Origin of the sequence: Pseudomonas sp. LAMO17WK12:I1, assembly GCF_900177315.1 — a bacterium.
GTDB lineage: Bacteria > Pseudomonadota > Gammaproteobacteria > Pseudomonadales > Pseudomonadaceae > Aquipseudomonas > Aquipseudomonas marginalis.
Genome location: NZ_FWZV01000003.1, coordinates 352,463 through 378,820 on the forward strand (window position 1 = coordinate 352,463; position 26,358 = coordinate 378,820).

A 26,358-nucleotide genomic window follows, 5' to 3' on the forward strand; every position below is an offset into this window, starting at 1 on the left:
GGTCCAAATGTGGGAGGGGGCAAGCCCCTCCCACATTGGAACTATGTGAATCTGTTAGTTGGTACGCGCCCCCTGATTGATCCACGTGCCAATCAAATCCCTCTCCTGCTGGGTCATCTGGGTGATGTTGCCCAACGGCATGATCTGGCTTGCCACGGCCTGCGCCTGGATACGTGCCGCCTGTTGCTGGATCTGCGCCGGTGTATCGAACATCACGCCGGCCGGGGCGGTGCTGAACAGCGGGCTGGTGGGTTTGGCCGAATGGCACACGGCGCAACGCTCCTGGATCACCCCGTGGACCTTGTCGAAATCAATCGTCGCCTGGGCAGGCGCAGGTGCGGCGGCCGGAGCTGCCGGCGCGGCGGGTTTCAAGCCACCGCCCAATGCGGTTTCCGGCAACGGTTGGTACTCAATGGCCGCCGGTGCCTTGGCGACTTCCGCCACCGGCTTGGGCCCGGTCACATACGCCAGGCAAATCATGGCCAACGCACCCACGGGCAAGGTCCACGCATACTTCTGGCTGTTATGCCGCGTGTTGAAGTAGTGCCGCACCAGCACCGCCGCCACCGCGATCCCGGCCAGGATCAGCCAGTTGTATTGGCTGCCGTAGGTGCTCGGGAAGTGGTTGCTGATCATGATGAACAGCACCGGCAGGGTGAAGTAGTTGTTGTGCCGTGAGCGCAGCAGACCCTTGGCCGGCAGGGCCGGATCGGGCGTGCGGTGCTCGGCGATCGCCGCCACCAACGCGCGCTGCGCCGGCATGATGATGCGGAACACGTTACCGACCATGATGGTGCCGATCACCGCGCCCACGTGCAGGTACGCACCACGGCCGCTGAACACTTTGCTGAAGCCGTACGCGGCGGCAATCAACAGCACGAACAGGATCAAGCCGAGCAGGGCAGGGCGTTTGCCCAGGGCCGAGTCGCAGAGGAAGGAGTAGATGAACCAGCCGGCGAACAGTGAGCCGATGCCCAGCAAGACGCCTTCGCCGCCACTGAGGCTGCTGCCGGGGGCGAGCAGGTAGAGCGTCGGGTTGAGGTAGAACACCACGCACAGCAGCGCGACGCCCGACATCCAGGTGAAATAGGCTTCCCATTTGAACCAGTGCAGGTTGTCCGGCATGGTCGGCGGGGCCAGTTTGTATTTTTCCAGGTGGTAGATACCGCCACCGTGGATCGCCCACAAGTCACCGGACAGGCCGTCCTTGGGGTTGACGCGGTTGAGGTTGTTTTCCAGCCAGACGAAGTAGAACGAAGCGCCGATCCAGGCGACGCCAGTGATCATGTGAACCCAGCGCACGCTGAGGTTCAGCCATTCCAACAGATGTGCTTCCACAGTCTTTACCTCTCGCCTGTCACCCTTGTTGTCGGGTGATCCGGCCTTCTCTTATTGGTGGGGGGCGAGGATCAACCGCTCATCCTCTTTGAAAAAATGCTCATCGCAGTTATTGCCTGTGCCACTGCGATCAACCACCAGGAAGTCATCCCGCTTTTCGATCGTCAGCACCGGGTGGTGCCAGACGCCGCGATGGTAATTGATGCCCTGCCTGCCGTTGGTGACGAAGGCGCGGACCAAGCCTGATACAGGTGCATCGCCAAGTGGCGCGACCACGATCAGAAAGGGGTTGCCGAGCAGCGGAATGAAGGCCTGGCTGCCCAGCGGGTGTCTCTCCAGCATGCACACGGTCAACGGCATATCCAGCGCGTCGGCGCGGAAGATGCTGATGATCGCGTTGTCTTCAGGCTGTGCGGTTTCTACCGTTGCCAGCTTGTGAAAGCGCATGGTCGACCCGTTGTTGATCATGAAGTGATCGCTGCCGTCGGTTTCGATAACGTCTCCGAAAGGGGCGAAGGCTTCTTTGGTCAGGGGTTCGATCATCAGTGTGCGCATGGCTGTCTTCTTATCCGAGTTCTGTGTTGTTAAAACTATTTTGTGTGTGGCAATGAGCTTATGTGGTGAGCGGGCTTGCCCGCGCTGGGCTGCGAAGCGGCCCCAACAAGATCATTGCGTTTCTTCTGTGAAAACGCGGTGTCTGCTTCCAGGGTCGCTTCGCGCCCCAACGCGGGCGGTGCGACGATTCGACAAGCCCGCTCACCACAACAAGCTCTTTTGCCACAGGATTCAGCGTTTACCTGGAGACTTTACCCAGCACACGCAGGCGACTCACACCGCCATCCGGGAACACGTTCAGGCGGATATGGGTGATCGGCCCCAGCGCCTTGATCTGCTCGGCGAAGGTGTGTTCGGCGTGCATTTCCAGTTTCTGCGCCGGCAGCAGTTCGCGCCAGAACAGCGACTGGGTTTCGATCTGGCTGTCGGTGCCGCCCTTCACGAAGGCGCCCTGGATCGAGCAGGTGTCCGGGTAGTTGCCCTTGAAGTGCAGGGTGTCGACGATGATCTTCTCGATTTCGCCGGGGTGGCCCAGGGCGACGATCACCCAGTCATTGCCTGGCGTGCGACGACGGGCAGTTTCCCAGCCATCGCCCATGTTGACGCCACGGCCTGGGTTGAGAATGTTGCTCATGCGCCCGAAGTGTTCATCGGAACACGCCAGTGCGCGACCACCGTTCAATGCGGCAGCCAGGTCGATCTGTTCGTTGTCGCCCACTGCCGACCAGTCGCGGAACGGCACGCCGTACACACGCAGACGGGCCACGCCGCCATCCGGGTAGATGTTGAAACGCAGGTGGCTGAACGCCTGGTCGTTGCTGATCTCGTGGTAGTGGTGGCTGTTGCCTTGCAGCTCGACGGCCGACAGGACTTCTACCCACTGGGTGTTGTCGTCAGGCTCGCCCGAGGCCAGGAAGCAGGCTTCCAGGGAGGCCGACGGCGGGTAGTTGCCGGTGAAGAATGACGTGTCGATGTCCACGCCCTTGATCGAGCCCGGTACGCCCAGGCGGATCACTGCGCTGTCGTAGCCTTCGAAGCGCTTGCGGCGTGACTCCCAGCCGTCCATCCACTTGCCGTTGTCATCGAAAACGCCCTCCTTCCACACGGCCGGGGTCGGCTGGAACAGGCGGTTGGCGTCGGCGAACCAGTCATCTGTCACGGAGATGATCTTGGTGCCCAGGCGGGCGTCGGCCAGGTTGACGAACTTTTCGAAAGGTACGGCGTAAGCTTTCATTCTTCTTGTCTGCCTTAAATTGAGTGGCTGGGGATGGTCGTTTAGAGGGTCAGTAAACGGAACAACGCGATCTTGTTGATCTCGTCCAGCGCGCACTTGAACTCGGCATCCACCGAGTTGTGAATGCGGGTTTCGAACGCGGCGAGAATCTGGTGCCGGTTGCTGCCTTTTACCGCCATGATGAAGGGAAACTTGAACTTGGCCTTGTAGGCATCGTTCAGCTCGGTGAAGCGTGAGAACTCTTCGGCCGTGCAGTGGTGAATCCCCGCGCCAGCTTGCTCATCGGTGCTGGCTTGGGTGAGTTGGCCCTGGACGGCCGCTTTGCCGGCCAGGTCCGGGTGAGCGTTGATCAACGCCAGCTGACTGGCGTGATCGGCGCTCAACAGGATGTCGCTCATGCGCTGGTGCAGGGTTTCGATCTGGTCGATCGAGGCGTCCTGGCCCAGGTCGAAGGCCTTTTCGGCCACCCATGGCGAGTGTTCGTAGATGTCGGCGAAGGCCTGGACGAAGGCGTCACGGCTCAAGGTCGAGGGTTTCAAGGTCTGGAAGGCGCTCATTTGGCCGCTCCCTGGAACGGGTGTACGTCATGCCAGTGGCGGGCGATGTCGACGCGGCGGGTGAACCACACCTGGTCATGGCCCTTGGCGTATTCGATAAAACGCTTCAACGAGGCCAGGCGCGCCGGGCGGCCGATCAGGCGGCAATGCAGGCCGATGGACAGCATCTTCGGTGCCTCGGCGCCTTCGGCATACAGCACGTCGAACGCGTCTTTCAGGTACTCGAAAAAGTCATCGCCCTTGTTGAAACCCTGCACCTGGGTGAAGCGCATATCGTTGGTGTCCAGGGTGTAGGGGATCACCAGGTGCGGCTTGCCGGTGGGGGTGTTGGGTTCCCAGTAGGGCAGGTCGTCGTCGTAGGTGTCGCAGTCGTACAGGAAGCCGCCTTCCTCCATCACCAGCCGCCGCGTGTTCGGGCCGGTGCGCCCGGTGTACCAGCCCAACGGGCGTTCGCCGGTGAGTTCGGTGAGGATGCGGATGGCTTCGAGCATATGCTCGCGCTCCTGGGCCTCGTCCATGTATTGGTAGTCGATCCAGCGGTAGCCGTGGCTGCAGATCTCGTGGCCGGCGTCGACCATGGCGCGGATCACATCCGGGTGACGCTGGGCAGCCATGGCCACGGCGAAGATGGTCAGAGGAATGTCGAATTCCTTGAACAACTTGAGGATGCGCCACACGCCGGCCCGGCTGCCGTATTCGTACAGCGACTCCATGCTCATGTTGCGCTCGCCCTGCAGCGGCTGGGCCGAGACCATTTCCGAAAGGAAGGCTTCGGACTCTTTGTCACCATGCAGAATGTTGCGCTCGCCGCCTTCTTCGTAGTTGAGTACGAACGACAAGGCGATGCGTGCCTTGCCCGGCCAGTGGGGGTGAGGAGGGTTACTGCCGTAACCGATCAGGTCGCGTGGGTAGTCAGCGCTCACTGCAGTCTTCCTTCTTGTTCGTGGTAGCAAGTGTGTGGCGGCCAGCGGAAAGACTGGGTGGCGTCACAGCGATGGGCTGATTGTATACAACTTAATGGTCACTTTGTAAGCCTGTATTTCCGCATTTTTTCCGTGGAGTTGCCGCCGTTCAGCACTGCAAGAAACTTGCCCGATTGGTCAGTAAAGGGACAAAAGGTCTTTTAAAAGCAAGGCTTGCTGGGAATTCCCGCCGAGGATCGAGGCATCGGAGCAAGTACGAAACTTTGTAATTTTTATTGTGTACAATTTTTATTAAAAGTGTCTTAATCGGCCCATCAGCGGCTTTTTGATGCCCCGTAAAGGTGCAGCCTATTTCACTTCATGCAAGGGAGCCCGCCCCATGGGACGACTGACGACACACGTACTCGACGCAGCCCACGGCTGCCCCGGCAGCGCCATCCAGGTTGAGCTGTACCGCGTCGACGGCACGCAGCTGGAACTGGTCGCCACTGCGCTGACCAACAGCGATGGCCGCTGCGACGCGCCGTTACTGCAAGGTGATGACTACCGCAGCGGTGTCTACCAATTGCAATTCAGCGCCGGCGATTACTACCGCGCCCGCGGTGTGCAATTACCGGAGCCGGCCTTCCTGGATGTGGTGGTATTGCGCTTCGGCATCAGCGCCGAACAGGATCACTACCATGTGCCCCTGCTGATTTCGCCCTACAGCTACTCCACCTATCGCGGTAGCTGAGTCGTCACCTGGTTACACCCCCAAGCTCTTCGTTGGTTTTTCGCCCGCCCACACTGCGGGCTTTTTTTGTGCGCGGCACCCGTCAATTATCTAGCGCCCCTTGGGCGTTTGCGCTGCATAGGCTAGGGTTTTCCTCGACGAAGATACCGCCGTGACTTCACCTACCGATCCCGATATGGCTGACGACGATGCGTTGCAGGCCATACGTCGCCAACTGACCCGGTCCATCAACCGCAGCCCCCATCCCAGCCTGTTGATCAATTGGCTGGCCATTGCCGACCTGCGCTGCGCCCAGTCGGCCAAACACCAGTCCCGCCTGATCCTGCATGCGCCCAAGGTGCTGCGGGTGATTCGCGCCGAGCTGCGCAAGGCCTTTGACCTGGACCCGGACGGCCTGCTCTTCACCGAACCCAAGCCGCCGGCAGCCGCGCAGCAGGTCGACAGTCTGACCGACCGCGCGCTACGGCTGATGGTGCTGCCTGCGGTGCCGATCAACCTCAATCAGTTCACGGCTGTCAGCCTCAAGACCGAACCGGCACGCCGGCTGCCGTTTACGCCGCTGGAGGCGTTGCGCCGGGTGATTGCGCTCAACCTTTCGGCTCGACTTGCCCAGGTGCACAGCGCCTATTGGCAGGCGCTGGTGCCGGGTTCCTGGCTGACGCGCCAGGAGCGCTGGGCGGCTTTGCACAAGCAGCAGTTCGCCGACCAGGCCTTTGTGGCGCGGCAGTTGGACGAGCTGTCGGAGGGGGCGATGGGCATGGTCCAGGCGCTGGCGGACGCTCCGACGGCCGAGGCGCGCCGACGCGCCGGTGAGCCATGGGCCAGCGTCCAGGCCAGTGAGTTGATGTGGCCGGGCGTGGGGCCGCGGCTGATGCCGATCCCCGGCGCCCTGCATATTTATCGCGAGGGCGACCCGGCGGGCCGGCCGCACGTGATGTACCTGCCGGGTGCCCGCCGCAACTACTACGAATATCCGTCGTTCGCCCACTTGCGGTGTGGCCTGGTGGCACTGATCAATGGCGCCTCGTTCGACGACCTCTGGCAGTGCCTGCCGCTGCGGCGCCGGCATGAGGTGTGCCGGCCCGAAGACGCGGCGGCGGCGCCCGGACGCGGTGTGGCATTGAGGGGCGATGCGCTGGCATACAGCGCGCAGGCGGTGCTGGAGGGGCAATGGGAAAACGAGTTGGCCTGTGGGATGTCGATCAACCTTGCGCAGGTATTTTCCGCCAGGCGCGAGCCGCTGGAGATGAATGCCGCGCGACTGCTCGCCTATATCGAACGCGCGCGCCGACACTGGGTGGGCAAGGCACGCCTGGGCAGCCTTCGCCGGACGTTGCAGGACTGGGATCAGCATCGGCGGCGCAAGGACATCCTGTTCGCCAGCACCGCCGCGCACCTGCCCGTGAACACGGCGCTGCAACAGCTCAAACGGTATGAAAAAGGCCTGATGGCATTGCTCGACCCGCAGGACGTCGGGGCGGATACCCAGGCCTTTGACGATTTCGTCGTGTTGGAGCAGCGGCGCAAGGTGCACGCGGGCACCCTGCACACGCTGCTGCACGGCGCGCAATTGCAGCTGTTCGACCCCGCCTTCTGGAAGGCGCGCCCCGTCGGTCAAGCCAGGCGCCTGAACGCGCTCATCGACGGGTGGACTGCTGTGCTGCGTGCCGACATCCTCTTGCTGCATCGGCTGCAATTGATCCGCGCAGTCCATCGCGACCTGCTGGTGGATGTGCTGGATACGCCGCTGGCCAGCAAGCGCGCCGGCAGCGATACCCGCGTGCTGTCCGTGCTGGTGGGCAGCGCCGACGCCTTTGAGCCTCTGCACAGCGTATTTGCGGTGACCCGCACCACGGCGCTCAACGATCCGCAACGACGGGTGCCGGTGATGCTGTGCGCGTTGGGGCGCGAGGGTGGCGTGGCGACGTTTGCCAGCCTCGAAGCCTTGTCCCTGGGCATCGAGGCCAGCCTCGACAGCCGTGATGGGTCTGTGTTGTGGCGCTACATCGAGCGGCCGCAGCGCAACGCCATACGTGAACAGGTGGCCAATCAAACCCTGGCGGTGCGCTATGAGGTCAGCGAGGGTAATCCTGTGTTGCTTGCGCTCAAAAGGCTGATGAAGGGGTACCTGCGCCAGCAGCGCGGGTTTGATGGCAGCGCGAATATTTTCAGTGAAACCCGGGATGTCCAATTGACTCGCTCGCTGTTGGCCGTCGAGTTGGAGAAGCACCTCGACGCGCCGGTCAGCGATGCCCTTATTCAAGCACGGGCCCAGGTCGATCTGGTGCGCAAGGCGGCGAGTGCCAAACACAGATTGCCGAGTTGGCTGGCCGAGGCGACGGTGGCGCAACGCAACCGTTTCAAGTACCTGCAGAGCCGCTACCTGGGCAGCGTCCTAGCCTATGAAGAGCGCCTCGGGCAGCGTTTGCCGGATCTGCACAGCTTCGCCCGCCGCCTTTTGATTGCGCGCTTGCGTGAGGACGGCCTGCCGCCGCAACTGGACATCGACACTCCGTTTATCGAAATGCCCGACCGGGTCGATGGCCGCTTCTGCGGTTGGGAAAGCGGCTGTACGGTCGGCGATCGCAAGGAAGTCCTCGCGCCCAGTACTGAGCGTTCGCGCTTGAGCCTGCTGCAACTGGCACTGCACAACCTCGACCCGCAGATGATGTCCACCTGGTGGCGCTTCCGTTATGCCCAGTACCTGCAACCGGCCTGGCGGCAGCAACTGAGCCCGCGTTACCTGATCGGCATGGTGTCCTCGCTGGATATTGGCGGGCGCTACGAAGCCTTGATCAATCGTGCGTTTTATCCCCCCGATGCCGCTGCGCACCGGCTGAGCGACGCACGTGTCCCGGAGCTGCTCAGACGGGCCTTGCAGGCGGGTATCGAGGCGGATCTCCATTCGGCGATTCAGCAGGGGCTGACCCCGAGTGCCCAACGTTTTTTCAACACGGCAATGGCGGCCCGTATGCCCGCGGATTTGCTTGCACACGGCGATCAGTTGCAACTGCACGTGGCGCATCTGGTGGGCCATACCCTGCAGCACGATCGCTATATCGCCGGCATCCTGCTGATTCACGACCTGTTGTCGCAACGCTGCGTGGTCTATTGGCCCAGTGCGCCGGATGCGCGGCACATTCATGAGTACGCCAGCCTGCAAGAGGCCCATGAGCACTTCAATCGTGTCGGGGCGTTGCCCGATTACGTCAGCGCCCTGGCCCGGCATGTTGCGCCGGGCTGGGCGTTTGAAGCCATCGCCCATCACCCGGGCCCGGTGCACGCGCAAGCCGGCTTTTTTCAGCCGAGTAATCTGCTGCCGGGCGCGATCATGCTGCAGGGGCTCTGGCGCGCGGCTGATTTCGTTCGCTCATTCAATATCAAGCACCTGGTGCCCGCGGCGCGTGTCGAGGAGATTGAACAGCAACTGCTTGAGCAAATCGCCAGTGACCCGCTGAACTGGCTGGCCTGGGTCCCGACGTCCCACGCCGATGCCCAGGCCCTGTTGTACCGGGCGCGGGTGCTTGAGTTGCACCGCCAGGCCCAGGCGCACAGTCAGTCCGGCCAGGCGCTGCAGCGCTACCGCGAACAGCGCCTGGAGGCGCAACGTGACACGCGTCGGCGGGCGTTGCTGTCGGTGGTGGTGCCGTTTTTCAGCTTGGGTAACCAGCTGTACGAGTTGCTGCTCACCTCGCGGCGTTATCACCGCTATGGTGATGGGCGCGATGCGGTGGATGTGGCGTTTGGCACGGTGTTTTTGACGATAGACCTGTTACTGACGTTTTTCCCCGGCCCCAAGCTGAAGCCGGGCACTGTGGCGAACCCGGCGGTCCGTTCCATGGGCGCCGGCTTGAATCGTATCCACCGCGCGAGCGTCTCGACGTTGGGCCGGGTCGCCCCATTGGAGCCGTCGCCATCGAGGGGCGCGCGCTTCAATTCCCTGGAACGTTTCAAAACCCAGGGTGCGCCGCAGGAGGCCGTGGCGTTGAAGGGGCCGGGCGAAAAAGGCATCTACGTCAAACACGGCGAGTACTTCATGGTGGACGACACGCACCACTACCCGGTTTACCGACGTGGCGACGAAGCGTATTTCCGCCTGAAGAACCGGCAGGCGCCGGGCACCGATGAGTTGATCCTGACGGTCCATGAGCCCCGGGAATGGCTGCTGGGGGCGGATGCACCCGTGGCCGGGCCGAGTTCGGCCACGCTCACCCCGTGGCCGGCACCTGCCCGAGCACCAGGCTGGCGACCGCCCACGGCACCGATGGCCACCCACAACCGTATTCTTCAGTCCTCCGCGCCGGCGGACTACTGGTTCAGTTGGCGTACCCGGGTGCCTGAAGCCCAGGCGACGAGTACACCGGCTTCCGGGGTGTTTCACGTGCATCTGGAACCGCCCGGTTTTCCCTACGACGCTATTTACATCGGCTCCAGGTATGACACCGCGACGCAATCGGGCGTTGGTTATTACCGGTTGCTTCACCAGGGTGATCACGCACCGTTAAGCACACTCGGGTTTATTGCCAGGAACGAGCCGCTGGTTTCAAAGGCCCAGGTGGATATCGAGCGCTGGACCGGCGGCGCGCTGCAGGAGCAGCCGATTCCGGTGTCGCGCCTGCCATCGGGGGAGTGGCAATTGCACGCGCCGTTGTTCGACGGGCCGCTGGAGCCACAGGTGGGCAGGGCGTTCCCGGGCATTACGCGGCAAAGCCAGGCGTCTGCGATTGCCAGGGTGATTGAGTTGGCCGATTCCTCGCGCTCGGTCACGGCCAGCCATTTGCTCAACCTGCGGGCCACCCTGGACAACTGGTTGACCCCCAACCCTGTGAAGTTGGGCCAGACCGATGATTTGCTCAACCTGCTGCGGCCCACGCCAACGCGGGGCGCCAATCTGTTCATTGGCTACGAAGGCAAGGCGCCGGGTTTCACCCGTGTCGATTTCAGTTCGCCGGTCGCCGTGGCGCCGCGACTCAAGGCCGGTGGTGCGCAGGTCTCCGAAGCACGCAAAACCCTGCAGCGGGAGGCCGTCAGGGCTGTACTGGAGCAGCAGGGCTTCCGCCTTCACGAATGGCGTGTGCGGCGCGGCAAAATCCTCGTGCCTGAGCTGGTTGCCACCCATCCCCATTCGAACAACCTGTACTACGTGACCTATCAGTGGTTCGAACGCGGTTCGGTGGCGTTGAACAAGCGGCTCACTGACCGCTGGCTCCAGGCAGCCATCCGTTCGCACCGGGATTCCGTCCTCGCCGCCACGGTCAGCGGGGCGATGGAGGAACAGCGCCTGGTTCGGATCGTCGCAGGCATCCAGTGGCCGGTGCTGGGGAACCTGGCGCCCAGCGTTTACTTCGTCAAACTGAGCCCACCCGTGCCTTGAGCAGCGAGGCAACGCCGGCGCAGCCGAACAGCGCGGCGCTGACGCGGTTGAACCAGTGTTGGCCGCTGCCGCTGCGCAGGTAGCGCGCAGCACCATGGGCGCCGAGGCCGTAGGCGAGTTTGCACAGCAGGTCGAGGAGCGTCCAGGTGGCGATCATGATCAGTAATTGCGGCAGGAACGGCTGCTGGCTGCTGAGGAACTGCGGCAGGAAGGCGGCGAAAAACAGGATGTCCTTGGGGTTGCTGGCCCCCAGCACAAAGGCGCGGCCGAACAGCGCGCGAAAACGCGGCACCGGCGCCGCCTCCGGGACGGTCGCGCCGTGGGACGGCTGGCGCGATTGCTGCCAGCTCTGCCAGGCGAGGTAGAACAGGTAGAGCGCGCCGACGATCTTCAACGCGCTGAAGAGTTGTTCCGAAGCCAGCAGCAAGGCGCCCAGGCCCAGGGCCGACGCGCTCAACAGGCAGATCGAGGCAATCACCCCACCGAGAAATGCCGGGTACGAGCGGCGCAGGCCGTAGTTCAGGCTGTTGCTGATCATCAGCAACGACAGCGGCCCCGGGATCAGGATCACCACCAGCGCAGCGCCGCTGAACAGCAGCCAGGTTTCCAGACTCATTGCATGCTCCTTTTCTATAGAAAGACGAACTTGGCGATAAAGATCGCGCACAACACCCACAGGCTTACGGAAATCTCGCGGTACTTGCCGGTGCCCGCCTTGAGCGCCACATAGGTGATAAAGCCCAGGGCGATACCGTCGGCGACCGAGAAGGTCAGGGGCATCATGATCGCAGTCACGATGGCCGGGATGCTGTCGGTGGCCTCATCCCAATTGATGTGGGCCATGCTCGCCATCATCAGCATCGCCACGTAGATCAGCGCACCGGCGGTGGCATAGGCCGGGATCATGCCCGCCAGCGGTGCGAAGAACATGGCCGCCACAAACAACACGCCGACCGTCACCGCCGTCAACCCGGTACGGCCACCTGCGGCCACCCCGGCGGCGCTTTCCACGTAGCTGGTCACCGGCGGCACCCCCACCATGGCACCGAACACACTCGAAGCGCTGTCGGCCTTGAGGGCGCGGGACAGGTTATCGATCCTGCCGTCGGCGTTGACCAGCCCGGCGCGTTGCGCAACGCCCATCAGTGTACCTGCAGTGTCAAACATGTGCACAAAAAGGAAGGCAAATACCACGCTGATCATGCTGACATTGAATACACCTTTTATGTCCATGGCCATCCAGGTCGGCGCCAGGCTCGGAGGCGTGGAGAGAATGCCGTTGTAGTGCACCAGGTCCAGGCCCCAGCCGGCCAGGGTCACGGCGATGATGCTGATGAGGATCGCGCCGAACACCCGGTGGTAGCTGAGGATCGCGATCAGCAGGAAACACACCGCCGCCAGCAGCGGCGCCGGCTCGTGCAGCGAACCGAGCTTGATCAGGGTGGCCGGGCTGTCGACGATGATGCCCGCGGTTTTCAGGCCGATCACCCCGAGGAACAGCCCGACACCAGCACCCATGGCGTGGCGCAGGCTCACCGGAATGCTGTTGAGCAGCCATTCACGCACCCGGGAAAGGGTCAGGCCCATGAACAGCACCCCGGAAATAAACACCGCACCCAGCGCGGTTTCCCAGTGGTAACCCATGGTGCCGACCACGGTGTAGGTGAAAAACGCATTCAGGCCCATGCCCGGCGCCAGGCCCACCGGCCAGTTGGCGTACAGGCCCATCAGCAGGCAACCCAGCGCGGCGGCGATGCAGGTGGCGACGAACGCAGCGCCGTGATCGATGCCGGCATCGGCCATGATGTTGGGGTTGACGAAGATGATGTAGGCCATGGTGATGAAGGTGGTGAGCCCGGCGATCAGCTCGGTCTTCACTGTGGTGCCATGCAGGCGCAGTTTGAACAGGCGTTCGAGCCAGCCGTTCTGTGAGGGGGCAAGGTCCAGCGGCGAGGCTTCGGATTTGCGGCTATCCACAGCGAGTACTCCTCAAGCATTTTATTGTTATGTCCAGCGCGGGGCGCTGTGAGGTACCGGCGGGTTTTGTTGACCAATAGGTCAGGAACTCGCACGAAGCGAATTATGCTTTTGTATACAAATAAAGCAAATAATGTTTTCTATTTTCTGCATGAAAAGGATGAAAGGCAAAGCCAGGGCGCCACCGAGGATCAAGGCTGGCCTGCAAGTGCCTGGTTGACTGCGAGCCAACCGTTTACCGCTTCTTCGCCCGCTTCGGCGAAGGCGCGCTGCAACAGCTTCACCTGTTCACGGCGCAGCGATTGCTCGAAACGCAGGCCTTCCTCGGTCAATTCCAGCAGGCGTTTGCGCTTGTCGGTCTCCGACGCAACGCTGTCCACCAGGTGCATTTCCTGCAATTGGCGCAGGGGCATGTTCAGCGCCTGCTTGCTCACTCCGAGCAGTTCCAGCAGTTGCTTGACGCTCAGCGCCGGGTAGCGCGCGATAAAAAACACGATGCGCTGGTGCACGCGGCTCAGGCCACGGCGTTCAAGCATTTCATCGGCCTTGGCAGTGAACGCCTGGTAACCGAAGAAGAACGCTTCCATAGCTTGTTGCTGGCTGCTTTGGTTTTTAAGGTCAAGCATGTTGACGTATCCATTCAAGCTGTCGTAATTTCGGTCAACCAGTTTGACGTATTTCCCACAGGCTTCGCTAGCGGTGACCTTATGGCCTTCTCTGAACGTGTTACGCGCCTCAAAAGCTCCTTGATCCGTGAAATCCTCGCGGCCGCCCAGCGCCCGGAAGTGATGTCGTTCGCCGGTGGCCTGCCGGCCGAAGCCATGCTGCCGGCGCTGGACTGGGATGATATGCCGCTGAACATCGGCCAATACGGCATGAGCGAAGGCGAGCCGCAGTTACGTGAACTGCTCGCCGCCGAAGCGCGTGGGTTGGGTGTGCCGTGCCAGGCCAGCCAGGTGCTGGTGGTCAGCGGTTCCCAGCAAACCCTGGACCTGGCGGCCAAGCTGTATATCGACAAAGGCACCAGGATCCTGCTGGAAGGCCCCACCTACCTGGCCGCCCTGCAGATCTTCCAGCTGTTCGGCGCCGATTGCCTCAGCGTGCAACTGGAAGCCGATGGTCCCGACCTGGCCAGCCTGCGCGCCAATCTCGAACGCCATCGCCCGGCGTTCATCTACCTGATCCCGACGTTCCAGAACCCTTCGGCCGTGCGCTACAGCGAAGCCAAGCGCGAGGCCGTCGCCGCTTTGCTCGATGAGTTCGGCGTGACCCTGATCGAAGACGAACCCTATCGCGAGCTGACCTTCGACGGCGGCAGTGCGCAGCCCATCGTCGGCCGCTTGAAAAAAGCCAGCTGGATCTACACCGGCACGGTCTCCAAGACCTTGCTGCCCGGCCTGCGCGTGGGGTACCTGATCGCCAGCCCGGACCTGTTCCCGCACCTGCTCAAGCTCAAGCAATCGGCGGACCTGCACACCAATCGCGTCGGCCAGTGGCAGGCCATGCAGTGGATCGGCACGCAGAAATACCAGCAGCACCTGGTGGAGCTGCGCAGTTTCTACCGTGAGCGCCGCGACGCATTCCAGGCTGCATTACAACGCCACTTCAGCGAACTGGCCGACTGGCAAGTGCCCCAGGGCGGATTATTCTTCTGGCTGACCTTGAAACAGCCGCTCGATACCCGCACTTTGTTGGCACCTGCGCTCGATCAGGACGTCGCGTTCATGCCCGGTGAACCGTTCTTTTCCGAGCCGGACCAGCATTTAGGCTCACTGCGACTCAATTTCAGCCATATCGACCCGGCCCGCCTGGACGAAGGGCTCAAACGCCTGGCCGCGGTGGTCCGTCAAGCACAGCACGCGCAAGCGGCATAAGGGGAGCCCCATGTACAAGGTTTATGGCGATTACAAGTCGGGCAACTGCTACAAGGTCAAATTGATGCTCAACCTGCTGGGCATCCCGTATCAATGGGTGGATATCGACATCCTCAACGGCGATACCGAGACTCCTGAATTCCTGGCCAAGAACCCCAACGGCAAGATCCCGGTGCTGGAGCTGGAAGATGGCACCTGCCTGTGGGAGTCCAACGCGATCCTCAACTTCCTTGCCGATGGCAGCGAATTCCTGCCCACCGAACCGCGTCTGCGCACGCAAGTGCTGCAATGGCAGTTCTTCGAGCAGTACAGCCATGAGCCGTACATTGCGGTGGCGCGGTTTATCCAGTTCTACCTGAACATGCCGGAAGATCGCCTGGAGGAATACAAGACCACCCACAAGCGCGGTTACAAGGCTCTGAAGGTCATGGAGCGTCAGCTGCAAACCACGCCATACCTGGTGGGCGAGCAGTATTCGATTGCCGATATTGCGCTGTATGCCTACACCCATGTAGCCCATGAAGGTGGGTTTGACCTGACGCCTTACCCGGCGGTGCAGGCCTGGTTGAAGCGCGTGGCCAGCCATCCCAGGCATGTGGCCATGCTCGACTGATCACCACGGTCAAAAACGGTGGGAGGGCGGTGCGACGATTCGACTTGCCCCTCCCACATTCAGCTCGATGCCGTGCCAGATAATTCATCGTTCAGCAGGTCGAAACAGCGCTGCGCCGCCGGGCTCAATCCCATCCCGCTACGACTGATCAAGCCGATCTCGCGGTTCACCCCGGGATGATCGATATGGATGCGCTTCAACCCCTCCAGGCTGTCCGCCGCCGACTCCGGCAGTACGCTGATCCCCAGCCCCTGACGCACCAGCGCCAGCACCGTCGACATGTAGTTGGCCTCCATCCCGGCGTTCATCGTCAACCGCGTCTCATCGAACAGCCCATCCACTTGCTCGCGTACGCTGCTGTCGCGGCCGGTAAGGATGATCGGCTGGTCCGCCAGTTGCTCCAGGGTCAATTGGCGATGGTGGGCGAGGGGGTGATCCAGCGGTACGAACGCACACAATCGATCATTCAGCACCGGGGTGAACTCCAGGCCATGGCTTAGCCGCGCCCGTACGCCAATACCGAAATCCACTTCGCCTGCGCGCACCTGGGCATGAATGCGATGGGCCACCAGGTCCTGCAGGCGTACTTCGATCCCGGCAAAACGCTCGCGAAACAGACGCAGGGCCGGGGGCAGGGCGCCGGCGCAGACCGACGGCAGGGCCGCGAGGGTGACCACGCCACGGCGCAAGGCCGCGAGGTCGCGGGAGCCGGTGACGATGTTGTCCAGGTCCAGCAGCAGTTTTTCCATCGGCCCGCGCGCGTCCTGGCCGGCAGCGGTGATGCTCACATGCCGGGGGCTGCGGTCGAGCAGGGCGACGCCGAGCCAGTCTTCCAGTTGTTGCACCTGCACGGTGAGTGCCGAAGGCGAAAGATGCAGCTCATGGGCGGCCTTGATAAAGCTGCCGGTGCGGGCCACCGCAAGGAACGCCTGAATGTGCTGGATCGAATTTTTCATTGTTGTTGTTCTCGAGCGTTTTGTTTTTACGAATATGACTGGCTGAACATTCCAATTTACAAAGAGTAACGCGCTTCCAATACTCCAGGGAAAACAATAACCGGCCACCAAGGCCGCTCTGGAGTAACCCATGCTCGCAACCCTGGGTGTCATTACCATCCTGTGCCTGCTCGCTGCCGTCATGAGCAAACGCCTTTCGCCACTGGTGGCCCTGATCGCCTTGCCGATCATCGCCGCGCTGCTCGGTGGGTTCGGCCTGCAAACCAATGCCTTCATCATTACCGGCATCAAGAACGTCGCCCCCGTGGTGGGCATGTTCGTGTTCGCGATCCTGTTTTTCGGGATCATGACCGATGCCGGTATGCTCGATCCCATCATTGATCGCATCCTGCGCACGGTAGGGACACGTCCTACACGGATTGTCGTTGGGACTGCGACCCTGGCCCTGTTGGTGCACCTGGACGGTTCCGGTGCCGTGACCTTTCTGGTGACGGTGCCGGCGATGCTGCCGTTGTATACGCGGCTGGGCATCGATAAACGCATCCTCGCCTGTGTCTGCGCGATGGCCGCCGGGGTCAATTTCCTGCCGTGGACCGGCCCGGTGCTGCGCTCTTCGGCGGCCTTGCACGTGCCGGTGGCGGACCTGTTCCAGCCGCTGATCCCGGTGCAGATCGTCGGCCTGATCTTCGTCTTCGCCTGCGCCTGGTGGCTCGGCCGGCGAGAAGAAAAACGCCTGGGCCTGGGCGCCGGCTCCAGCGTGGACGCCGTGCCGCAACGGGTGCTCAGCGACGACGACATCAAGCTGCGCCGCCCCCGCCTGTTCTGGGTCAACCTGATCCTGACCGTGCTGGTCATGGTGGTGATGATCGCCGGCTGGGTCGACCCGGTGGTGATGTTCATGCTCGGCACCGTGGTAGCGCTGTGCATCAACTACCCGAACGTGGACGCCCAACGCGCCCGCATCGATGCCCATGCGAAAACCGCCCTGACCATGGCCAGTATCCTGCTCGCCGCCGGGGTGTTCACCGGCATCATGCAAGGCACCGGCATGCTCAAGGCCATCGCCGAAGTGGCGGTAGCGCAGATTCCGGCCGGCCACGGCAAGCTGATTCCGGCCGTGGTGGGCTTTATGTCCATGCCGCTGAGCATGCTGTTCGACCCCGACTCCTACTATTTCGGCGTGATGCCGGTGATTGCCGAAGTCGGCAAGGCCCTGGGCGTCGACCCACTGCAAGTGGCCCAGGCGTCGTTGCTGGGCGTACACACCACCGGTTTTCCGGTCAGTCCGCTGACCCCGGCGACCTTCCTGTTGGTGGGCCTGTGCAAGATCGAATTGGCCGATCACCAGCGCTTCACCATCCCTTTTCTGTTTGCCGCGTCGGTGTTGATGACCCTGACGGCGTTGCTCCTGGGAGTGATTTGAAATGAAAACCTTGCGCATCGGTTCCGGCGCCGGCTACTCCGGCGACCGCATCGAACCTGCCGTGGAACTGGCCGAGCTGGGCGACCTGGATTACCTGGTGTTCGAGTGCCTGGCCGAGCGCACCATCGCCTTGGCGCAACAGGCGCGAATCAGTGACCCGCAGGGGGGGTATGACCCGCTGCTCAGTGAGCGCATGCAGCGTGTGTTGCCTTACGTCGGCCGCCATGAAGGGCGCCGCCGCCTGCGGGTGATCACCAATATGGGCGCGGCCAACCCGGTGTCGGCGGCGCTTGAAGTGCGGCGGATTGCCCATGAGCTGGGCCTGGCCCTCAAGGTGGTGGCGGTGGTCGGCGATGACGTGCTGGACGTCTTGCGCCCCGAGCAAGTACTGGATAACGGCCGGACCGTGGGTTCACTCGGCAAGCGACTGATTTCCGCGAATGCCTACCTGGGCGTCGACGGCATTTTGCAGGCCCTGCGCGCCGACGCCGATGTGGTGATCACCGGGCGGGTGGCCGACCCGTCGCTGTTCCTGGCGCCGCAGATGTTTGCGTTCGGCTGGGCAGCGGATGATTGGCAGCGCCTGGGGCGCGGCACGTTGGTCGGGCATCTGCTGGAGTGTGCCGGGCAGGTCAGCGGCGGCTATTTTGCCGATCCCGGTTTCAAGGATGTGGATGACCTCGCACGCCTGGGCTTTCCGTTGGCTGAAATCGATGCCGAGGGTGAGGCCGTGATCACTAAGGTGGCAGGCTCCGGTGGGCGGGTCAGTCGTGCCACCTGCACCGAGCAGTTGATCTACGAAGTGCATGATCCTGCGGCGTATCTCACCCCGGACGTGACTGCCGATTTTTCCCAGGTGGGGTTTGATGAGGAGGGCGTTGATCGGGTACGTGCCCACGGTGCTGCTGGCCGCGCACGGCCCGAGCAGTTGAAGGTGAGCGTCGGTTACCTGGATGGCTGGATTGGCGAAGGGCAAATGTCCTACGGCGGTCCCGGCGCGGTCGCACGGGCGCAGCTGGCGCGGGATGTCGTACTCAAGCGTTTGCAACTGATGGGTGTGAAGATGCAGGACGTACGCGCCGAACTGATCGGCATGGACTCGCTGCACGGTCCGCGCAGCAGCGTAGAGCCCTGGGAAGTGCGCCTGCGCGTGGCGGCCCGCTGTGAAGAACGCAGCGAAGCGGTGCGGGTCGGCAATGAAGTGGAAACCCTCTACACCAACGGCCCGTCCGGCGGCGGCGGTGCCAGCAAGAGCGTACGGCAGGTGGTGGCGGTGGCGTCATTGCTGCTGCCCCGTGACGCGGTCAACCCGAGGATCGAAGCATGAAACTGCACACGCTGGCCCATTCCCGTACCGGCGACAAGGGCGATACCTCGAACATTTCGATCATTGCTTACCGGGCCGAGGATTATCTGCTGTTGTGTGAACAGCTTACCGCCGAGCGCGTGGCCGACTTTTTTGCCGGCCTGCTGGAGCCGGACGCGGCCCCGGTGCGGCGCTATGAACTGCCGAATGTGCAGGCGCTGAACTTCGTACTGCCGGGTATATTGCGCGGCGGCGTAACCCGCTCGCTGGCGCTGGATGCCCATGGCAAGTGCCTCGGCTCGGCGCTGCTCGATCTCGATTTGGCACTACTGGACTAACTCTGGGAGGGACTTGCCCCCTCCCACAGTGAATCTGCCCAGGTCTGTCAGATCGCGGCGAAACGCTTGTCCAGGTAATCGATGATCACCTTGGAGTCATACATCCAGGTGGTCTGGCCATTCTCTTCGATACGCAGGCACGGCACCTTGATCTTGCCGCCTTGCTCCAGCAGGGTCTGGCGGTCCTGCTCGTTGTTCTTCGCATCCTTCAGCGCCACCGGCACATTCAGGCGGTGCAGGGTGCGGCGGGTCTTCACGCAGAACGGGCAGGCGTGGAATTGATACAGGGTCAGGTCCTTGGCCGCTGCGTTCACCTGCGCCTGTTGTTCGGCAGGGCGCTGCTTTTTGCGCGGGCGGGTAAGGAAGTCGCCGGCGATGATGACGTGGCCGAGGCCCACTCGAAGTGCTTTGACGAACATGGCTGAAACCTCTTGCCCATGAAGAAGGGGCCGCAGCTTACCTCAATTTTGCAGGCGAAAAAAAACCGGCGATGAACGCCGGTTTTTCCCTACCCGGCCTGTTACTTGATCAGGCTGAGGAATTCACTGCGGGTGGCCGCGTTTTCGCGGAACTCACCCAGCATCACCGAGGTGATCATCGACGAATTCTGTTTCTCCACACCGCGCATCATCATGCACATGTGCTTGGCTTCGATCACCACGGCCACGCCCAGGGCACCGGTCACTTGCATCACCGCATCGGCGATCTGGCGGCTGAGGTTTTCCTGGATCTGCAGGCGGCGCGCATACATGTCGACAATCCGCGCGACCTTCGACAGGCCCAGCACCTTGCCGCTCGGGATATACGCCACATGCGCCTTGCCGATAAACGGCAGCAGGTGGTGTTCGCACAGCGAGTACAACTCGATGTCCTTGACCAGCACCATTTCGCTGTTGTCGGAGCTGAACAAGGCACCGTTGGTGACTTCTTCGAGTGTCTGTTCATAGCCGCGGCAAAGGTACTGCATCGCCTTGGCGGCACGCTTGGGCGTGTCGAGCAGGCCCTCGCGGGAGACGTCCTCGCCGAGTTGGCCGAGGATCGCGGTGTAATTCTGTTCCAGGGACATGAAACTACCTGTGGGATTTTCGCAAAGCGCAAGGTTACGGTGGCCGACACATCGCTGCAAGCCTGACGATGGCACTTGTTACTCGTCGCGCCCTTCCATCATCGTGCGCTTGAGCATCACATACACCGCACCCGCGCCCCCATGACGGGCCTGGCACGAGGTAAAGCCGAGCACCTGGGCATGCTGGCGCAGCCAGGTGTTGACGTGGCTCTTGATCATCGGCCGCTTGCCGTCCAAGCGCACCGCCTTGCCATGGGTGACGCGCACGCAGCGGATTTCGAACTTGGTGGCTTCGGCGAGGAAGGCCCACAGGGTTTCCCGGGCTTTCTCCACGTTCATGCCGTGCAGGTCGAGGCTGCCTTCGAACGGGATCTGACCGGCCTTGAGCTTGCGCATCTGGCTTTCCTGTACGCCGTCGCGGGCCCACATCAGCTCGTCTTCGGGGCCGACATCGATCACGAACTGGTCTGACAGGCCATCCACGGTGGTGGCATCGGTGCGTACGGTAGCAGCCTGGCGCAGCTTGGCGATCTGTGCGCGGTCGGCCTTGGGTTTGCCGGTGTCGGCGCGGTCGTGCTTGATCGGCTTGACGCCGCGCAGCTCGTTTTTGAACAGGGAAAAATCGTCGTCTTGCATGTCAGCCTCCGCGAAGGGCGGGCAGTTTACCTAAATCGCGGCGGCCGGGGCGCAGGAAACGCTATCCAAGCGCCATCAGTCGTGCTTTTTCATCAGGTGCGAGGCGATGTTCAGTGACAACGGCTGGCGCATCTTCCGACGGCTGCGGCGCCACAGCCACACGCCCAGCCACAGCACCAGCAGCCCGATCCCCAGCAGAATCGCCGAGCCGCCAGGGCTGGCATTCAGTTCGCCAAGGGCCGGCGAGTGGCCAAACAAACCGGCGCCACCAGCGCCGGTCAACAGCAAACCTACGACCGCCAGCAGCGCGGCAATGCCGGCCACCAGGCGCAGACGCCAGTTGCTCGGGCCCTTGGGGCGCAAGCGACGAGCGTCAAAACCATCGGATATCTTCATTCCGACCTTTCCTCCAGGGTATCGGCCCTTCGACCGGAAGATACACAGGTTGTTCCTGTACCCGAGGTAAATGCGCCAAATGAGAGGGCTTTGCGGATGAGCGGGACCTGCAACAGGCCGCGCCGCTCACCCGAAGGGCGATCAGATCAGGTCTTTAGTCAGTGCGAGAGTGGCAAAATTGTCAGCCATGATGGCCATCTCGGTCTGCTGCACATGCTCGGCGCTCAGGATGCCACCTTTGTAAGGCAGGTCGCGGGTGGCACAGGCGTCTTCCACCAGGGTGCAGCGAAACCCCAGGTTCTTCGCGGCACGCACGGTGGTGCTGACGCTGGAGTGGCTCATGAAGCCGCAGACGATCAGGTCCAGGGAACCGAGGTCCTGCAGGTGTTTTTCCAGGCCGGTGCCGTGGAAGGCGCTGGGCAGCAGCTTGCCGATGATGGTTTCGTCACCTTGAGGTTCGAGGCCGGGGATGAACTCACCGCGTTCGCCCTGGGGGTCAAACAGGCCGCCCACGGTACCCAGGTGGCGCACGTGCACGATCGGGCGCCCGGCGTTGCGCGCGGCGGCGACCAGTTGCTTGATATTGCCGACCGCCGCGTCCATGCCGGAGAGGGCGAGCGGGCCACTGAGGTATTCCTTTTGAGCGTCGATGATCACGAGGGTCGCATGGGCAAGGTTGGCAGCTGCGTAACCACGACCGCTGAGTTGAAACATCGTCTTTGGAACGGACATTCTGGGGCTCCTGTGAGGGGGGCTTTTGCGTCATTGTCCACTGGCTGAGCGGTTCTGTGAATCGCTACTATCGTAAGGTACGCCGTTGCTGGCGTGCAGCCATGTCAAGTGGTGGCGATGTTTAACCGAATGATGGCGATTTGGATGAAATCCGACGTACGGCAACAGGTTTTCGTACATCGTCGATACAGGCGAAGACTGTTAGAATCGCCAGTCGTTTTTTCCAGGAGTCTGCCCCCCGTGATCACATCCCGCCTGCGCACCTTGCGCGACCACATCCGTTGGGCCGTCAGCCGTTTCCATGGGGAAGACCTGTTTTTTGGCCATGGCACCGACAATGCCTGGGACGAAGCCCGGCAGTTGGTGCTCGGTGCCTTGCACCTGCCATGGGAAATTGCCGACAGCTACCTCGATTGCAACCTGGAAGAAGAGGAAATCTCTCACGTACAGCGTTTGTTGCATCGCCGTATCCATGAGCGGGTGCCCACGGCCTACCTGTTGAAAGAGGCGTGGTTCTGCGGCATGTCGTTTATCGTTGACGAGCGCGTGCTGATCCCGCGCTCACCTATCGGCGAGTTGATCGAAAACCGCTTCGAACCTTGGCTGGCCCAACCACCGACGCGCATCCTCGACCTGTGCACCGGCTCCGGCTGCATCGGCATTGCCTGCGCCTACGAGTTCCAGGACGCCGAAGTGGTACTCGGTGACCTGTCCTTCGAAGCCCTGGAAGTGGCCAATCAGAATATCGAGCGCCATGGTGTCGACGAGCGTGTGTACACCGTGCAGGGCGACGGCTTCGACGGCCTGCCGGGCCAGCGCTTTGACCTGATAGTGTCGAACCCGCCGTATGTGGATGCCGAAGACTTTGCCGACATGCCGGACGAATACCAGCACGAGCCGGAGCTGGGCCTGGCCTGCGGCGACGATGGCCTGAACCTGGTGCGGCGCATGCTGGCCGAGGCGGCGGACCACCTGACCGAGAAGGGTTTGCTGATTGTCGAGGTGGGCAACAGCCAGGTGCATGTTGACGCGCTGTACCCGGAAGTGGACTTCGCCTGGCTGGATTTCCAGCGGGGTGGGCATGGGGTGTTCATGCTCACGGCCGAACAGTGCCGAGAGCACCAGGCAATCTTCGCCGCTCGGGTTTAACCAACCTTAGGGTAGGAAATGTAGGAGGGGCCACGCCCCCTCCCACCTTTCGATGGCTTTCCAGCCGGCTATCGGTGCGTGGCAATCCAGATCAACAGCCCCGCCTGAAACACGGTAAATGCCACCAGGCAGGTGATGGTAAAGCGCAACCCGCTGTCCTCACGCTTGAACTTGGTGACCTTTTCTTCTTCCTTGCGCAGCTTCACTTCCTGCTCCAGCAGGTTGTGCTCGGCCTGTTGCAGCATCTGCGCGGCTTCAAGGATCTCCACGAACTGCACCTTCTCGGTGTTCCAACTGTCCAGTACGTCGCTGACCTTGCCCGGCTGCACGTTGCCTTTGAGGTGCTGCACATCGGCGTAGGCCACATCGAAACCCTGGACGCGCAGGAAGTGATCGCGGCGCAGGCGTGTGGCTTCGTTGAGTGCGTCCTTGTTGGCCAGGTCCACGCCGTCGACGCGGTAGCTTGACCATTTTTTCTTCGCCCACGCGGCGCCCTGGGCCACCAGGAAGCGGCCGATGCCGCGGTTGGCCGGTTCGATTTCCAGGCTGTTGCCCGGGCCGAAGTGCACGCGGTGTTTATCGTGATCCACCCAGATATCCAGATGGTTCTGCTCACGGCGCACCCGCTGCCCCGGCAATTGGATCACCATGCGCAACAGGCTGTGGTGTTTGTCATGGCGCTCGGCATAGCCGAACTGTACGAACCGCAGCGGCCGCAGGCCGGTGGCGCGGTCGGTGGCCAGCGGGGCCAGGCGCAGCATCTTGAAATGCTCGGCCTGAACATCCGCCCACGGCAGGGGAGCCGCCGTGTCGATGGCCTCGGTTTTTTCAGCCGGGGTGTCGGCGGTCGGTTCCGGTGTTGCTTCAGTGGTTGTCATGCGGTGCGATCCTGTCCAAGCCCTGCCAGTCGACAGTCTTTTTGCTGTCGACTCTGGGCTTATCGGCCGCTTTTTGCAGGACTGGAGGCAAATTGTCGGTTAACGGGGTTGAAGTCCGTCGATAAAGCCTGCCAAGCGGGTGCCCAGTTCAGCGGCGAGCGGCAATTGCGGGTCATTGTAGGAGGCCAATTGTTGCTTTACGTCGTTGGGCACGATGCGCATCACGTGGTTCATGCCTTCGATCACCGCCAGTTCGGCATCGGGCTTGGCCCTTTTGAGTTGCTCGGCGTCGCCCACACCGACCTGAATATCGTTGCTGCCCTGGATGATCAACGCCGGCATGCGCAGTTTCGCAAAGGCCGCTGAAGGGTCGGCGCGAAACAGGCTGATCAGATAAGGCTGCACGCTGGGTCGGAAAATGCCCTGCAACGGGCCAGGCACATCGGCGTCCACCTGACCGGCCTTGAGGTGATCAAGGATTTCATTGCTGCGCAGCAGCAGGGCAGGGGGCAGGTGATCGGCCAGTTGCTGGCGGATCACCTGGTCGACCGGGCGGGCGCTGCCGGACAGGGAAATGACTCCAGCCGGGTCGAGTTGGGGGGCGGCGAGGGCGGCAACCAGCGCGCCTTCGCTGTGGCCCAGCACAATCAGCGGGCCCATGCGTGTGTCGGCCTTGAGCAATTTACCCCAGGCCACCGCGTCGGCCACGTAGGCATCGAGGGTCAGGTTGCGTTCGTCGGGCGTGGCGGCGAGGCTGGCGGCCACACCGCGCTTGTCGTAGCGCACGCTGGCGATGTTATGCCGGGCCAGCACCCAGGCCAGGCGCTTGAGGCTGTCATTGCGTGCGCCGTCGGCGCTGTTGCCGTTGCGGTCGGTGGGGCCGGAGCCGGCGATGATCAACACCACCGGTACCGGTTTGTCGGACTGGGGCAGCAGCAGCGAGCCAAACAGTTCGCCACTGCCGGTGTCCAGGCTGATCGGGCGTTGCAGTACGACAGGGGAGGCGGCGTGGGCCACGGCGGTAAACAGGGTCAGGGTAAACAGAAGAACTCGCAGCATCATCGCGCCATCATGAGGAAGGTGCCGGTTGGACCAAGGTCTACCGGTAAGGTTTCGAGGATGAACTAGTCGGTTAGCCTGCGTATACTGGCCGCCTTAAGTTATTACGGTTGACTTGATTCAACTGATTTCACGGAGCGCCCTGCATGTCCGGCAATACCTTCGGCAAGCTGTTCACTGTCACCACCGCGGGCGAAAGCCATGGCCCGGCGTTGGTCGCCATTGTCGACGGCTGCCCGCCCGGCCTCGAGCTGTCCCTAGAAGACCTGCAGCGTGACCTCGACCGTCGCAAGCCCGGCACCAGCCGCCACACCACCCAGCGCCAGGAGCCCGACGAAGTCGAGATCCTCTCCGGGGTGTTCGAAGGTCGTACCACCGGGTGCGCCATCGGCCTGCTGATTCGCAATACCGACCAGAAGTCCAAGGACTACTCGGCGATCAAGGATCTGTTCCGCCCGGCCCATGCCGACTACACCTACCACCATAAATACGGCGAACGCGACTACCGTGGCGGCGGTCGCAGCTCGGCCCGTGAAACCGCGATGAGGGTGGCAGCCGGCGCCATCGCCAAGAAATACCTGGCGACCCAGGGCATCGTCATCCGTGGCTACATGAGCCAGTTGGGCCCGATTGAAATCCCGTTCAAGACCTGGGACAGTGTGGAAGACAACGCCTTTTTCTGCCCTGACCCGGACAAAGTACCGGAGCTGGAAGCCTACATGGACCAGCTGCGCCGCGACCAGGATTCGGTCGGCGCCAAGATCACCGTGGTCGCCGAAGGCGTCAAGCCGGGCCTGGGCGAGCCGATTTTCGATCGCCTCGACGCCGAACTGGCCCACGCGCTGATGAGCATCAATGCCGTGAAAGGCGTGGAGATTGGCGCCGGTTTCGCCTGCGTGTCCCAGCGTGGCACCGAGCACCGCGATGAACTGACGCCGGAAGGCTTCCTCAGCAACAACGCGGGCGGCATCCTCGGCGGTATTTCCTCCGGCCAGCCGATTGTTGCGCACCTGGCACTCAAGGCCACCTCGAGCATCACCACCCCGGGCCGTTCGATCGATGTGCACGGCAACCCGGTGGACGTGATCACCAAGGGCCGTCACGACCCGTGCGTGGGCATCCGGGCCACGCCGATTGCCGAAGCGATGATGGCCATCGTGTTGATGGACCACCTGCTGCGCAATCGCGGGCAAAATGCCGATGTGCGCGTGAGTACCCCGGTGCTGGGCCAGCTGTGACGG

The 26,358-nt window shown here is 62.4% G+C and carries 25 protein-coding genes; 9 read left to right on the forward strand and 16 right to left on the reverse strand.

Going from position 1 to position 26,358, the window contains the following annotated elements; translation table 11 throughout:
- Window positions 1-54: 54 nt before the first annotated feature.
- The 5 genes from B9N88_RS06740 to puuE form a co-directional block, all read right to left on the reverse strand.
- Entirely contained in the window at window positions 55-1,338 is a 1,284-nt protein-coding gene (locus B9N88_RS06740) for a urate hydroxylase PuuD (RefSeq protein WP_027603914.1), read from the reverse strand.
- 51 nt (window positions 1,339-1,389) lie between these two features.
- A complete protein-coding gene (locus B9N88_RS06745) occupies window positions 1,390-1,893 on the reverse strand; it encodes an ureidoglycolate lyase (RefSeq protein ID WP_027603915.1) in 504 nt (167 codons plus the stop codon).
- 238 nt (window positions 1,894-2,131) lie between these two features.
- A complete protein-coding gene (gene alc / locus B9N88_RS06750) occupies window positions 2,132-3,127 on the reverse strand; it encodes an allantoicase (RefSeq protein WP_027603916.1) in 996 nt (331 codons plus the stop codon).
- A gap of 41 nt (window positions 3,128-3,168) precedes the next feature.
- On the reverse strand, window positions 3,169-3,684 hold the full coding sequence (gene uraD, locus B9N88_RS06755; protein WP_027603917.1) for a 2-oxo-4-hydroxy-4-carboxy-5-ureidoimidazoline decarboxylase: 516 nt from the start codon (window positions 3,682-3,684) through the stop codon (window positions 3,169-3,171).
- Entirely contained in the window at window positions 3,681-4,607 is a 927-nt protein-coding gene (gene puuE / locus B9N88_RS06760; RefSeq protein WP_027603918.1) for an allantoinase PuuE, read from the reverse strand. The genes uraD and puuE overlap by 4 nt, the downstream gene beginning before the upstream one ends.
- Before the next feature lie 379 nt (window positions 4,608-4,986).
- On the opposite strand from puuE, the gene uraH reads away from it, so the two are divergent.
- Window positions 4,987-5,340 carry a hydroxyisourate hydrolase gene (gene uraH / locus B9N88_RS06770; RefSeq protein WP_027603919.1) on the forward strand — a complete coding sequence of 118 codons (354 nt, stop codon included), beginning with the start codon at window positions 4,987-4,989 and terminating at the stop codon, window positions 5,338-5,340.
- A 151-nt stretch (window positions 5,341-5,491) separates the two neighbouring features.
- Window positions 5,492-10,714: a dermonecrotic toxin domain-containing protein gene (locus B9N88_RS06775; RefSeq protein ID WP_027603920.1), complete on the forward strand. Its 5,223-nt coding sequence runs from the start codon at window positions 5,492-5,494 to the stop codon at window positions 10,712-10,714.
- On the opposite strand, the gene B9N88_RS06780 is transcribed toward B9N88_RS06775, so the two are convergent.
- From B9N88_RS06780 to B9N88_RS06790, 3 genes are all read right to left on the reverse strand, one after another.
- Entirely contained in the window at window positions 10,689-11,330 is a 642-nt protein-coding gene (locus tag B9N88_RS06780) for a LysE family translocator (protein ID WP_027603921.1), read from the reverse strand. The two genes, B9N88_RS06775 and B9N88_RS06780, sit on opposite strands and share 26 nt — an antisense overlap.
- A 14-nt stretch (window positions 11,331-11,344) precedes the next feature.
- On the reverse strand, window positions 11,345-12,691 hold the full coding sequence (locus tag B9N88_RS06785; protein ID WP_027603922.1) for an NCS2 family permease: 1,347 nt from the start codon (window positions 12,689-12,691) through the stop codon (window positions 11,345-11,347).
- A gap of 191 nt (window positions 12,692-12,882) precedes the next feature.
- Window positions 12,883-13,317 carry a MarR family winged helix-turn-helix transcriptional regulator gene (locus B9N88_RS06790; RefSeq protein WP_027603923.1) on the reverse strand — a complete coding sequence of 145 codons (435 nt, stop codon included), beginning with the start codon at window positions 13,315-13,317 and terminating at the stop codon, window positions 12,883-12,885.
- 81 nt (window positions 13,318-13,398) lie between these two features.
- Between B9N88_RS06790 and B9N88_RS06795 the strand changes: the two genes are divergently transcribed.
- Together B9N88_RS06795 and B9N88_RS06800 are read left to right on the forward strand one after the other, a co-directional pair.
- Complete coding sequence (locus tag B9N88_RS06795; RefSeq protein ID WP_027603924.1) at window positions 13,399-14,565, forward strand: aminotransferase-like domain-containing protein; 1,167 nt, start codon at window positions 13,399-13,401, stop codon at window positions 14,563-14,565.
- Window positions 14,566-14,575: 10 nt separating this feature from the next.
- Entirely contained in the window at window positions 14,576-15,178 is a 603-nt protein-coding gene (locus B9N88_RS06800; protein ID WP_027603925.1) for a glutathione S-transferase family protein, read from the forward strand.
- Between the two features lie 59 nt (window positions 15,179-15,237).
- Here the strand turns inward: B9N88_RS06800 and B9N88_RS06805 are convergent, their stop codons facing one another.
- On the reverse strand, window positions 15,238-16,134 hold the full coding sequence (locus B9N88_RS06805) for a LysR family transcriptional regulator (protein ID WP_027603926.1): 897 nt from the start codon (window positions 16,132-16,134) through the stop codon (window positions 15,238-15,240).
- A gap of 130 nt (window positions 16,135-16,264) precedes the next feature.
- Between B9N88_RS06805 and B9N88_RS06810 the strand changes: the two genes are divergently transcribed.
- From B9N88_RS06810 to B9N88_RS06820, 3 genes are read left to right on the forward strand one after another with little or no spacing between them, the layout of a single operon-like run.
- Window positions 16,265-17,557, forward strand: coding sequence for a CitMHS family transporter (locus tag B9N88_RS06810; RefSeq protein WP_027603927.1), 1,293 nt, complete (start codon window positions 16,265-16,267; stop codon window positions 17,555-17,557).
- Window position 17,558: 1 nt separating this feature from the next.
- Window positions 17,559-18,884 carry an acyclic terpene utilization AtuA family protein gene (locus B9N88_RS06815; protein WP_027603928.1) on the forward strand — a complete coding sequence of 442 codons (1,326 nt, stop codon included), beginning with the start codon at window positions 17,559-17,561 and terminating at the stop codon, window positions 18,882-18,884.
- Window positions 18,881-19,201, forward strand: a complete 321-nt coding sequence (locus B9N88_RS06820) for an AtuA-related protein (protein ID WP_027603929.1) — start codon at window positions 18,881-18,883, stop codon at window positions 19,199-19,201. The genes B9N88_RS06815 and B9N88_RS06820 overlap by 4 nt, the downstream gene beginning before the upstream one ends.
- A 47-nt stretch (window positions 19,202-19,248) precedes the next feature.
- Here the strand turns inward: B9N88_RS06820 and B9N88_RS06825 are convergent, their stop codons facing one another.
- The 5 genes from B9N88_RS06825 to B9N88_RS06845 form a co-directional block, all read right to left on the reverse strand.
- On the reverse strand, window positions 19,249-19,620 hold the full coding sequence (locus tag B9N88_RS06825; RefSeq protein WP_027603930.1) for a glutathione S-transferase N-terminal domain-containing protein: 372 nt from the start codon (window positions 19,618-19,620) through the stop codon (window positions 19,249-19,251).
- A gap of 101 nt (window positions 19,621-19,721) precedes the next feature.
- Window positions 19,722-20,267, reverse strand: a complete 546-nt coding sequence (gene folE / locus B9N88_RS06830; protein WP_003442011.1) for a GTP cyclohydrolase I FolE — start codon at window positions 20,265-20,267, stop codon at window positions 19,722-19,724.
- 78 nt (window positions 20,268-20,345) lie between these two features.
- Window positions 20,346-20,903, reverse strand: coding sequence for a Smr/MutS family protein (locus B9N88_RS06835; protein WP_016976371.1), 558 nt, complete (start codon window positions 20,901-20,903; stop codon window positions 20,346-20,348).
- Between the two features lie 75 nt (window positions 20,904-20,978).
- Complete coding sequence (locus B9N88_RS06840) at window positions 20,979-21,299, reverse strand: hypothetical protein (protein WP_027603931.1); 321 nt, start codon at window positions 21,297-21,299, stop codon at window positions 20,979-20,981.
- A gap of 141 nt (window positions 21,300-21,440) precedes the next feature.
- On the reverse strand, window positions 21,441-22,031 hold the full coding sequence (locus B9N88_RS06845) for a cysteine hydrolase family protein (RefSeq protein WP_027603932.1): 591 nt from the start codon (window positions 22,029-22,031) through the stop codon (window positions 21,441-21,443).
- A gap of 240 nt (window positions 22,032-22,271) precedes the next feature.
- Between B9N88_RS06845 and prmB the strand changes: the two genes are divergently transcribed.
- A complete protein-coding gene (prmB, locus tag B9N88_RS06850) occupies window positions 22,272-23,180 on the forward strand; it encodes a 50S ribosomal protein L3 N(5)-glutamine methyltransferase (RefSeq protein ID WP_027603933.1) in 909 nt (302 codons plus the stop codon).
- Between the two features lie 68 nt (window positions 23,181-23,248).
- Here prmB and B9N88_RS06855 read toward each other — a convergent pair whose 3' ends face one another.
- Both B9N88_RS06855 and B9N88_RS06860 read right to left on the reverse strand, forming a co-directional pair.
- The gene (locus tag B9N88_RS06855) at window positions 23,249-24,058 is read right to left on the reverse strand and encodes a hypothetical protein (protein ID WP_027603934.1); all 810 of its coding nucleotides are present in this window, start codon (window positions 24,056-24,058) and stop codon (window positions 23,249-23,251) included.
- A gap of 99 nt (window positions 24,059-24,157) precedes the next feature.
- Window positions 24,158-25,120, reverse strand: a complete 963-nt coding sequence (locus B9N88_RS06860; protein ID WP_027603935.1) for an alpha/beta hydrolase — start codon at window positions 25,118-25,120, stop codon at window positions 24,158-24,160.
- A 143-nt stretch (window positions 25,121-25,263) separates the two neighbouring features.
- Between B9N88_RS06860 and aroC the strand changes: the two genes are divergently transcribed.
- Window positions 25,264-26,355, forward strand: a complete 1,092-nt coding sequence (gene aroC / locus B9N88_RS06865) for a chorismate synthase (RefSeq protein ID WP_027603936.1) — start codon at window positions 25,264-25,266, stop codon at window positions 26,353-26,355.
- Window positions 26,356-26,358: the final 3 nt, after the last annotated feature.